At 42.1% G+C, this 10758-nt stretch carries 8 protein-coding genes, 1 pseudogene and 1 riboswitch; of the genes and pseudogenes, 1 reads left to right on the top strand and 8 read right to left on the bottom strand.

The features are described 5' to 3' along the window. The 8 genes and pseudogenes from ACM0OT_RS17225 to ACM0OT_RS17190 form a co-directional block, all read right to left on the bottom strand. Positions 1 to 559, bottom strand: a 559-nt coding sequence (locus ACM0OT_RS17225; protein WP_414565643.1) for an ABC transporter substrate-binding protein, incomplete at its 3' end; no start/stop codon positions are given. 161 nt (positions 560 to 720) lie between these two features. Continuing rightward, the gene (locus tag ACM0OT_RS17220) at positions 721 to 1590 is read right to left on the bottom strand and encodes a (2Fe-2S) ferredoxin domain-containing protein (protein ID WP_414565642.1); all 870 of its coding nucleotides are present in this window, start codon (positions 1588 to 1590) and stop codon (positions 721 to 723) included. 38 nt (positions 1591 to 1628) lie between these two features. Further along, positions 1629 to 3653, bottom strand: a complete 2025-nt coding sequence (locus tag ACM0OT_RS17215; protein ID WP_414565641.1) for a TonB-dependent receptor plug domain-containing protein — start codon at positions 3651 to 3653, stop codon at positions 1629 to 1631. Between the two features lie 645 nt (positions 3654 to 4298). After that, a riboswitch (cobalamin riboswitch) is annotated at positions 4299 to 4442 on the bottom strand. Positions 4443 to 4755: 313 nt separating this feature from the next. Next, positions 4756 to 5766 carry an iron-siderophore ABC transporter substrate-binding protein gene (locus ACM0OT_RS17210; protein ID WP_414565640.1) on the bottom strand — a complete coding sequence of 337 codons (1011 nt, stop codon included), beginning with the start codon at positions 5764 to 5766 and terminating at the stop codon, positions 4756 to 4758. Positions 5767 to 5774: 8 nt separating this feature from the next. Beyond that, on the bottom strand, positions 5775 to 6191 hold the full coding sequence (locus ACM0OT_RS17205; protein ID WP_414565639.1) for a hypothetical protein: 417 nt from the start codon (positions 6189 to 6191) through the stop codon (positions 5775 to 5777). 143 nt (positions 6192 to 6334) lie between these two features. Beyond that, a pseudogene (locus ACM0OT_RS17200) lies at positions 6335 to 6664 on the bottom strand (IS4 family transposase); the annotation flags it as partial. A 403-nt stretch (positions 6665 to 7067) separates the two neighbouring features. Next, positions 7068 to 7400: a P-II family nitrogen regulator gene (locus tag ACM0OT_RS17195; RefSeq protein ID WP_414565638.1), complete on the bottom strand. Its 333-nt coding sequence runs from the start codon at positions 7398 to 7400 to the stop codon at positions 7068 to 7070. Positions 7401 to 7493: 93 nt separating this feature from the next. Further along, on the bottom strand, positions 7494 to 8615 hold the full coding sequence (locus ACM0OT_RS17190) for a sodium-dependent bicarbonate transport family permease (RefSeq protein ID WP_414565637.1): 1122 nt from the start codon (positions 8613 to 8615) through the stop codon (positions 7494 to 7496). A gap of 1701 nt (positions 8616 to 10316) precedes the next feature. On the opposite strand from ACM0OT_RS17190, the gene ACM0OT_RS17185 reads away from it, so the two are divergent. Continuing rightward, positions 10317 to 10634, top strand: coding sequence for a P-II family nitrogen regulator (locus tag ACM0OT_RS17185; RefSeq protein ID WP_414565636.1), 318 nt, complete (start codon positions 10317 to 10319; stop codon positions 10632 to 10634). Positions 10635 to 10758: the final 124 nt, after the last annotated feature.

The following is a 10758-nucleotide window of genomic DNA, read 5'->3' as shown; positions in this document are numbered from 1 at the left end:
GGGAATTACCTGTACCGAAAGTTGTGACCAAATCGGGGTTTAATTCTAATAATCTTTCAATATCAATATTGGCATTATTACCTACTTCCAGAATTTCACCTGCTTGGATTCTCTCTACCACTTCTGGAGTATTGACTTGTTTACTATTACTCACGCCAATTAATTTATCAACTACACCTAATTTGGCTAAATGAGGTAAATGAGTCGTAGAAAGAGTAACTATGGAATTAACGGGTACTGTAATTATTTGTGCTTGATTAAATCCTGGTGGTGGTGGAGTTCCACATTGAACTAAAACATATTGAAAGTTAGTTTTAGTATTTTGCCAGGGGTTTTTAACGGTGACTATTTTGTAGTTGTGATGATACTCTACTACCAATCCTGTGGCATGGTTAATTTGAATTTTATGGGGGAAGTAATCGGTATTCGGGTCATAGTTTTCGATACAAGCAGGGTTATGAGTGATTGTTGGGGTATGGTTGCAAGCGATGATTAGTGTGGTAATGAAGATTAATAGAAAAGAAATTAATTTTGAGTGGGGAAATTTTACCAGATTCATGGAATTTTGTCTCACGCAAAGACGCAAAGACGCAAAGACGCAGAGAGTATGAGGAGTGAAAAAGCAGGGCAAAGGGGAGAAAGCAGGGGAGAAAAACTACCCACAATTCTACTCGGTTTTAAACCTTATATTTTGGTAAATTAAGAACTACGAATTACAAATTATTCCCTTGGGGGATATAGGTTTTCGCTGACTTTTTTACCTTGTGCTAAGTGTTCGTTGACGATAATTTCAGCTACGTTTGGGTTAACGCGGGTGTACCAAGTTCTATCATCGGAATAAAAGACTACTGGCCCTTGTTGGCAAACTTCTAAGCAGCCGGATGTTCTTACTTCTACATCTACACCTGCTGTTTCTACTGCTGATTTTAAAGCATCAAATGTAGGTTGCCATTTACGGGAAGGAAGACAACGAGTAGAAGTACAAACTGAGATATAAGAATGTTTCAGAGGATTTTTAATAAATGGAATCGGTTTATTACCTAACACATAAATTTCTCTGAGTTCTTGATAAAGAGCTAATTTTGATAAATCAGGTTTACCCTCTGGTAATAAATTTTCCCCATCTACCAAAGGATTAGGTAGTAAAATCGTCATTAATTTTTCATCTGCACCATTCCAAAATTGAATCCCCCAACTTCTAGGATTTCCTTCTGGATTAAATCGCCGATAAAAAGCCGCACGACTAACTTGACGCTGCTTTCTTAATTCTTCAGGCGTTTTACAAAGCGGCCCACCTAAATTAGCCTCAATACATAAATGTAAATGCCAACCTTCAGTCGCTACTGTCAAATATCCATCATAGAGAATACAAAGCTTTGGTGGTGCATTAAACTCTAATTCTAAAACACTACCTTGAACAATATGAGCCACCCCTACCTGTTGCCAATTTTGCTCAAATAAAGTGTAAACCAGCGATGCCAAAACATCACTACCACAATCAAAATATTCATACTCAATATACCCCCCTGTAGATAACTCCTCAGTCACCACCTCATTCATCGATTTCACCCAACAATTAAACTCAGTCATAAAAACCTCCTTTCTACCTTTGCGTCTTTGCGTGAAACTTAAAACCGAGAACTCAACCCCACCTGAAAAACCCTCCCCCCATCAGGAAACCCCGGAAACAACTGATAACGCTGATTAAATATATTATCTACACCACCAGTCAATACCAAACCATCCGTGAGAGGTATACACATTTTCACATCAAAAGTAGTATAACCAGACAAAAACTCCGTATTAATATTATTAGTAGGATATCCACTCAAAGAATTCATCAACACCCCCAAATACAAACCCAAAGGATTTTCATAAGAAACACCTAAATTCAACTTATTCGCACCTGCAAACCTTAACTCCTTACCGATTTCTTCCGGATTAGTACTTTCTAAAATCTGTGGAGCATTCAACGTATAATTAACAAAACCATAGACATTCCTCGCTAATTGTAAATTTAAAGAAGCTTCCAATCCTGTAGTTCTGACCAACCCAATATTTTCAAATGTACCTGTATTTCCATTCACAGGCGGAATCAACCTTGTAAAAGCAATAGTGTCAGATACTCTGTTATGAAAATAAGTCAAACGTAATAAACCAAAATTACCTAACCTTTGGTCAACACCCACATCAAAACTATCACCTCTTTCTGGTCTGAGTTCTGGATTACCAATATTAGTCAGATTGTTGTTAAATAAATTGGCAATAGTCGGGGCGCGGAAATTTCGGATATAGTTAGCTCGTAGTGTCGTTGAATCTGCGACTGCTAACTTTGCACCTACAGACGGTGATGTAAATGAACCATTCACCAAACTACTAAAATCTTGTCGAATGCCTAAATTCACGTTGAAGCTAGGTGACAAATCCGTGTCATATCTGGCAAAAATTGCTCCTTGATTAATACCATTATTGTAATTTTCTCGCGTGAGATTTGTTCCAAAATTAAAAGTCGTATTTCGGACATTCACAGTCCGATAATCAAAGCCATAGACTAAAGTCTGATTATTAGTAATATTCCAACTATGTGTAGCTTGAAGTCCATACGACCTTTGTCTGGTATCAAATCTATTTTGTGATGCTAGTGCGCCACTACGATTATCAAAACGAGTCTTGAGAAAATCGGCGTAACCTCTAGCAATTAATAGGGAATCATTACCGTTTCCTAGTTGAGAATTCCAAGTTAAATCTGTGAGTACTTGGTCTGTGTATTTACGATTATTTTCCGTCAGATTGTTAAAAAATCCCTGACCGAATTGAGGTTCAGGAATGGGTACTCCGCCTGGTACTCCTTGCACTTTACTTAAATATAAGTTTGATAAAGTTAAAGTATTGCGTGTACCTAAATTCGCTTCTAGTTTGACATTAAAGTTATTGTAGAGAGCATCATTATTACTTCTCTCACCCTCAAAATTAGCTTCAGGTATTGTAAACGGATAATTATTTTGCGCTTGAGTGCGGTTGTAACCTACCACCCAGGAAAAATCGCCTGTTGTACCACTATTTTGAATACTTTGTTGGTTGAGTCCATAAGAACCAAGGTTAACTCTGGTATCTGTGGTAATTCTCTCGGTAGGACGACGAGTGACAATATTGATTACCCCTCCTATAGCATCAGAACCATAAAGAGTTGAACCGCCTCCGGGTAATACTTCTACTCTTTCAATATTGTTAGTAGTAAATTCGGATAGGTCAAAACTACCACTACCAACATTATTGATAGGTCTACCATTCAGTAAGATTAAGACCTGACTCGTATTAGAACCCCTGATAAATTGACCGCTTAAGGCGTTAACTTCCGTCCCCACTGTCCCATCACCCAAAATACCCGGAAGAAAACGTAGTGCTTCTCTGACAGTTCTTGCACCTTGCGCTTCCATTTCTTCGCCGGTAATGACGTAAACCGGACGGGTGGAATCTTGTACTGTTCCTTCACGACGAAAAGGGGAAAATACAGGTTCATTCAGTAACTTGTCAATGACTGTCAGTTCAATATCAACTTCTGAGGCGATGGCTTTGTATTCCCATAACATCCCTACAGTCAAACTCAAAATGATTAGTTGAATTCCTTTTCTGGTAATAAACTGATTACGCATCGGTAATTTAAGCCACCTGTATAACTAAAACTTGGTCGCCAGCAAAAATCTGAGCTTTTTTAGCAAAAAACTCTACGCCAGAAGGAATGGTATCGGACAGCAACTTGATAATGATTATTATTATCACATAATTTGGTAATTTACCAATTAACGACTTGAATAGAAAATTTAGTTTGCAATTCCCAATCTTGTGCAAGTTACTGAAATTGCTGTAATAATTGCTATCCGCCACTTGTACCAACTCGCTGGACGTCTTGCCATAAACTGGCACAGGTCGTGCAGACAAATATAGTATGGTGTTTGTTGTTCATTGATTTTCAATGCTTAAAAGGTATGAAGTCTGAAGCGCAGATATTGTCATAACCTGCGGTAACGCTAACGCTTATGTAATGAAGATGACTATATGTAATGTGAGTCTTTAGTTCTATGGCAAAACTGGTAGGCTAATACACCGTTAATTTGCCATGACAACTTGATCTCTGTGACATGCAAGTTAAATGTCTAAAAGCTGATGAGTAGACAAATATCTACAATCTCATAGAAACTTGTAGCGTGTCGTAAATTTCCAACACTATGAGACAATAGTTATATTTGATTGCGTCAATATTCATAGTTATATTCACCTGTACCTCGCAGATGGATGTGGGTTTGTCTGTTACTTGCGGCGGGCATTCTGACTTTGAAGCCGGAACTTCATTACAGCTGCGGGACAGCGCCGGATTTACACCGGACTTTCCCCCTTACGTCTGATGGCTGACACCCACCAGAACCGAATTTTTTACTGATGAAACAATACCACAGCAATGATGCTGAATTTCTGTGCTACTTAAAACGTAACGTAATCTGAAGCATACCAAAAACCGAGATCGCCTTTTAAGGACATCGCTAAAGGTTAGAATCAAGACTACAAGGGACTAATACTATAATTGTTGGTCAAAAATTAATTGGCGTTGAGGAGTGAGTCGATAACCTTGAGCATTGAATAATGTATTTAGTCATAATTTTAGGTGCAATGACGAGGTAATCGAAATAAATAATAAAGTAATATATAGGGTCTAGAAATATTACAAATTCACCAGTTTTATATTAGTTTGTGATTACTTTATGTATGTGCAAGTAAAAGTTCTGGTAACTTCTCTAAAATCATAGAATCAGCCATCGGCCCCAGAATAGTACCACCCCATAGTGTGTAATCCACAAAATAGACTCGACCTTCTTTCCAGGCTCGTGAATAATGCAAGAGGGGATTTTTAGCCCATTTTTGTTGGAGTGCGGCTAATGGCACGTTATAAGTAGATGTGCCATCCCAATTATCAACCCAGCTAGAGACAATGATAATATCTGCATCCAGTTGAGATAAGGTTTCAATGGTGACTTTGGGGTGTACTCCTGGCTTGCGTTCTACATTTTCCAGCAACACAGATTCAAATCCAATTTCTTCCAGGAGTTGAACGGAAGCTCCACTGTATCTAATGTCAATGTAATCCATTGATTGACTGCAAGCTACATTCAGCACTCGCGGATGAGTTTTGACAAGTGGGGTTAATTGGGTGCGAACTTCCGTAAGTTGTTTTTGATGTGAGTCAATGACTTGTTGTACATTGTCTTCACGATCAAGTGCTTGCGCCACAATGTGAATGTTGTCTTGCCAGTTTTCGATGTGATCTACTAGGACAGTCGGAGCAATAGCAGATAATAACTTATTCTCCTGCCATTTCATCCCCAAAATTAAATCTGGTTTGAGTAAAGTCAAAGTTTCTAGAGAAGGACGACTGCGATCGCCTACATTAATCGGTTGAGTTGTGACAAAATTACCCAAGTATGGAATTTGTTGACTAGGGTTGTCGAATTGGCGAGATTTCAGCAAATAAGTCTCCGCGTAAGCAAAAGGTTGGACATCCAGCGCCAGCACCATATCAAGCATTTTTGGTTCTAGTGCAACTACTTTCTGGGGTTGACCGCAAATAGTAGTTTCACCGCCAGCGTGTTGCACAACACGACAATCATTGGATGTTCCTTGTAAATGCTCCAATTTGGGGCTATTGGGAACACCACTTTGACAAGCCGTAATTAAGATAACTGTGACAATGACCAAGCCAATGTATTTATGCATAGTCAGTATTATCTGGCGGCGAATTTCAAGAAACAACTTACCAACTCCAACGGTAATTTAAAATAATTGGCTGTCACTTGCAGTCGCTGTTGCGAACCCAAATCAAAACCTAGCTTACCCAAAACGTTGATAGAAGCACTATCAGCTTCCGAAACTAATGGAATGCGATCGCCTTCCGCATCAAACGCTTGACCATAACTATCACGGGTGAAAGAAGCGGTAAAATCTACATCACCTTGTCTAGCGGAAATTCCATAGTTAATCAAATTGCCAAAACTACCAGATTTGAAGTTACCAACAGAACGCACTCTAATTTCTGCCTCGGAAACTACCCTATCTTGAATAGGTCGTCGGGTAATAATGTTAATTACCCCACCTGTTGCACCATCACCATAAATTGCACTCCGACCTCTTAGCACTGCCATAAATAGGAATTATTATTATTAAGCTCTATGGCTAGATTACCATGATCAGCGATGTCTTGGCAGTAAGCTTCTAAAGATCCTGAAGGCGAGAAATCTCTGATTCTGCCTATACAAGATGCAATCCCATCCTTAGCCGCTAGCTTCTAACTCCAACAAACCCAACAACTTCTCCTCCAACGCCAAATAAACCCGATTGAGCTTCCCCAGCGACTCCAAAGTTCAAGGTAGCCGCCAAGACGAGCTACAGCTTCAACAGCCCAGCTAACTGTTAGCACTTTGGGGAGTTTGGGAGACTTAGCTTTTAAAATCTTGAGTTCAAGGGGATTGAGAATTTCAATTGCGGGGGCTAAGGGCTGAGTACGGTGTAGATAAGTTAACTGCAACAGTTCTACCGCAATCACACTCAAAAAACCAATTAGGGTTTTCATACCCTCAGCAGCAAGCCTGTATTTTTCTACCTGACATCCCGTTTTATCTAATACAGGACTTACGCAACTGGCACAAGCAATGGTGCGCTTCGCGCACCGAGCGCCCAAAAACTACACAAAAGACATAGCAATATCTGGACGTTTTAGTTGCCCAATTAATAAGTAACAATATACTGAATCCAAAGTCATTCAAAATACTTAGCAACACCTTCAATACTTGAGTGTCTCAGTGAATAATTGTATAGATAATAATAATCGCGCTCCATTAAGATAGATCTAGATCGCATCTGGAATTTGCAGTTGGCTACCGAGGGCGGCAATGACTATACCACCCATCAAAAAGCCGAGTGTCGGGGACTTCCACTGAGACCCAAGTCCCGCAAGCAAGAAATACGGCTACTAAAAACCGGGGTCATGCCCCGGTTTTTTAGGTCTGTGTCGTCTCAATTCAACAGCCGTCTGGTCCACAGAAACTGTGCCCGTACAGTACCTCTGCGTCACAGATATAGATCATGCCCGCAAAATCGAGGAAAAACTTCACTGCGACCTGATCCGCAATATTCTCGGCCATATCCCGATCCGGGGTGAGCACCTCGAATTTTATATTCACCTGGGTGTCAGAAACGTTGGGTTGTCCCGTCGAGCGCACGTTGCGACTGCCTTTACCGCCAGTTTCCAGAACCGTATAACCGTTTGCCCCGGCTTCTTCAATGATCTTGGCGATCTTTTTCAGCAGAATCTTTTCCGTGACTATGACGAGCTTTTTGGCTGGCTTGGCCATGTTGCTTACCTCCTTACCGTAATTTATCTTATATATTGAGTCGCTTGGTCTGTCAGGTCAAGGGAGGGCCGACAGAACGCAACCTGTCTGGAATTAGCTGCCCATCAGCGCCTGGGCGAGTCCGATGTAGAGCGGTATTCCCAAGGCAATCGCAACTGGCGTGCCGACAGCTGTAGACGCGCCTATATAGGCGGAGGGATTGGCAGACGGGATACCAGCTCGTAAAGTGGGCGGCCCTGAGATATCTGAACTGGAGGCGGCAATGATGGCCAAAAGAGCTACACCGCCAGGGCTGAATCCCGTGGCGTAGTGGGCAATCATGCCGAGACCGAAGGCGATAAACCCATGCAGCAGCGGAGCCACCAAGGCATATACGGCGTACCACTGGGCTACTTTGCGTAGCTCGCCAATCCTTGACCAGGCCTCCATACCCATTACCAGCATCAGTATTGAAAGCAGTCCGCGGAAGAGGGGCTCATAAAAGCTTTCAAAGACACTTTCAGGACGGGTTATTATGCCTAGAGCAAGGCCGAGCAGCAGTGCCGATAGAGCAGATCCCTGGAGGCTTTCCTTGATGATGGGCCAGATCTCGACCCGCTTGCCTGCGTTACCGTGCTGCTGAGTGAGATACTCCTGCCTGGTGCTGGGATACTCCTGCTCGCTGGGATACTTACCTGCGGCAACCGGCTGCTGGCTGAGATACTCCTCCTGACTGAAATACTTGTCGCGCTGCTTGCTGGTATGGATGCTGGCCACGACGATCGCAGTCACGAGCGCTGGGATGTCCATGAAGGGATAAAGTGCGCCGGCCCAGGGTTCGTATGCCATACCTTGCGCTTCCATTACCGTTATGCCGGCGGCGAGGGTAGAGCCACTCACGGCACCGAACAAGCCCGCGGTCGCAAGGGCATCCACGGTTCTGACTTTTGGCAGCTTGCCCAACGTGTAGCGCCCGATGAACACGATCAGTATCCCCGTTACCACGGCGAACAGTGCGGGCAACAGCATCTCCGTCAGATTGGAATTGCGGATCGCAATGCCGCCGCTCAATCCAACTTTGATGAGCAGCATGAAGACGATGAACTTATAGATCGCATCTGGAATTTGCAGTTGGCTACCGAGGGCGGCAATGACTATACCACCCATCAAAAAGCCGAGTGTCGGGGACTGCAACTGCGCCCCGAATTTCGTCAAAAAATCGGATAAGAAATCCACGTTGTAATTCCTCCTTGATTCAGATATTAGGGGTTAAAACAATTCAAAATTATCAATTCAAAATTGCAATTATTAGGGGCTTGAACCTACTACTGATTGTTTGTGTAGCGTCCCGTAGGGAAGACCACTGAACGAATTTTAGTGGAGGCTTGTACCCAGAATTAATTCAAAATAAATCTTCTTCTTAATTTTGCATTTTGCATTTTGAATTCAAAAAACTCAGGAAGACAGACATGTGTTTAACTTTATCTTAAAGTCTGTACAAATTGGCGATCTCTCTACATGGATCTGCTAAGTAATTTCAAATTCAAATCATATCATAAGTTTTCCTTTTATTCTCAGAAAATTTATATATCTCTGGTCAATGTAAATAGCGATCGCAGAATTTTCTCTTTACGTTGTTGTTATTCAGAAATGGCTTTCTATGACTGCACTTTTTTGTCAAAGTTATCCTGGCTCGATCTGCGGGGGACTGCCCTGCTCCATCCTACTTGTCCAGTCGAACCGGCCAGCGTCTGCTTGTTTTCACCAGAGAACGGTATGGGGATGACCAAATCGGAAGAGTTGCGTGGGCACCACTCTTCTAGCAATGGCTGAGCTAATCAATCCACATTTCGGGGGGAGTTGTTGACTGCACATCAGTCGTGGACGGACTGTAACTGGCGAGGTTAAACCACCCCACAGCCAGTAGGAGACCGAACCCACAGCCCAACAAAAAAGTCCAGGCGTGAGACGAGTCGAGCACGCAGAGCAGGCGGCGGTCGCCGCTATATACCTGCACTAGCCAGCCTTCGCTGGTGTTGTCAAATTTGGTCGGCAGTTTAGTTGAGTCAAACTTGTTCATTGTGTACGCTCCATGCTGATCGAACGTGTGTGGCGGTGGCGGGCAATTGCCCGCCGCTACGGAAACACTTGTCAGAAATTCACCTGTGAATGGAAAGTGTCTCAAAGAGAAAGACTGAGTCGCTCAAACCTGACATTGATGTCGAACAGAAAACAGACATCTATGCTTTCACCTTGAATGATATTCTTAAGTTTATATTTAGAAGCGCATCAAGAAATCGGACAAAAAATCCATGTTGTAATTCCTCCTTGATTCAGATATTAGGGTTCCAAACAATTCAAAATTATCAATTCAAAATTGCACTTATTAGGGGCTTTTACCACTACTGATTGTTCGCGTAGCGTCCCTTAGGGAAGATCACTGAACGAATTTCAGTGGAGGCTTGTACCCAGAATTAATTCAAAATAAATCTTCTTCTTAATTTCGCATTTTGCATTTTGAATTCAAAAAAGGTTAGGAAGGCAGACATGTGTTTAACTTTATCTTAAAATTCGTACAAATTTGCCATTGCTCTACATGGATCTGCTAAGTAATTTCAAATTCAAATCATAAGTTTTCCTTTTATTTTCAGAAAACCTGTATATCTCTGGTTAATGTAAATAACGATCATAGAATTTTCTCTATACGTTGTTATCCTTTAAGAAGGGCTTTCTATGACTGCACTTCCCAAATTGCGAGGAGCATCCCAAAGGATAAGTGTTTTTTATAAAATACTTCCGCTAATCTGAGTCAATTTTTCTCAACAGAGGTTAGTAGATTCGCCGATCTTTAGCATAATTCTAAAGATATGATTCAAGGCAAAACCATAGAGTCTTACCTTGAATTGTCGTAATAGAACGTATCAGGAGGTAAACCACATGACCCAGAAAGCCAGTAAGCTCGTCATCGTCACGGAAAAGGTGCTGCTGAAAAAGGTCGCCAAGATCATCGACGAAGCCGGTGCTACCGGTTATACGGTGGTGCCCGCTGGAGGTAAAGGCAGTCGCGGCGTGCGCTCGTCGGGACAACCCAACGTTGGCGACATCTACACTAATGTAAAGTTCGAGGTGCTCACCCCCAATCGGGATATGGCCGTAAAGATTTCGGATGAGGTCGCAGCGAAGTTTTTCGACAATTATTCGGGCATCACCTATATCTGTGACGTGATGGAGGTACTGCACGCGCACAAGTTCTGACTCAAAACCCCAGCAATTCTCATTTTGGCAAGAAGCTGTTCAAGCACTGGGAATCTCGGTATTGTAATGACATCTGAGAGATCCAATACTTTTGTTGAGTTTTGCAATAGGCGCATAAAATTAT

Origin of the sequence: Anabaena sp. CCY 9613, assembly GCF_963920895.1 — a bacterium.
Classification (GTDB): domain Bacteria; phylum Cyanobacteriota; class Cyanobacteriia; order Cyanobacteriales; family Nostocaceae; genus Cyanocohniella.
The sequence above is the reverse complement of the archived record's forward strand: the minus strand, read 5'-3'. Positions and strand labels throughout refer to the sequence as shown.

Coding starts and splice junctions, on each gene's coding strand:
- ACM0OT_RS17205 (WP_414565639.1), bottom strand. CDS start 6,191: ATGGCAGTGCTAAGAGGTCGGAGTGCAATTTATGGTGATGGTGCAACA.
- ACM0OT_RS17185 (WP_414565636.1), top strand. CDS start 10,317: ATGACCCAGAAAGCCAGTAAGCTCGTCATCGTCACGGAAAAGGTGCTG.
- ACM0OT_RS17215 (WP_414565641.1), bottom strand. CDS start 3,653: ATGCGTAATCAGTTTATTACCAGAAAAGGAATTCAACTAATCATTTTG.
- ACM0OT_RS17210 (WP_414565640.1), bottom strand. CDS start 5,766: ATGCATAAATACATTGGCTTGGTCATTGTCACAGTTATCTTAATTACG.
- ACM0OT_RS17195 (WP_414565638.1), bottom strand. CDS start 7,400: ATGGCCAAGCCAGCCAAAAAGCTCGTCATAGTCACGGAAAAGATTCTG.
- ACM0OT_RS17220 (WP_414565642.1), bottom strand. CDS start 1,590: ATGACTGAGTTTAATTGTTGGGTGAAATCGATGAATGAGGTGGTGACT.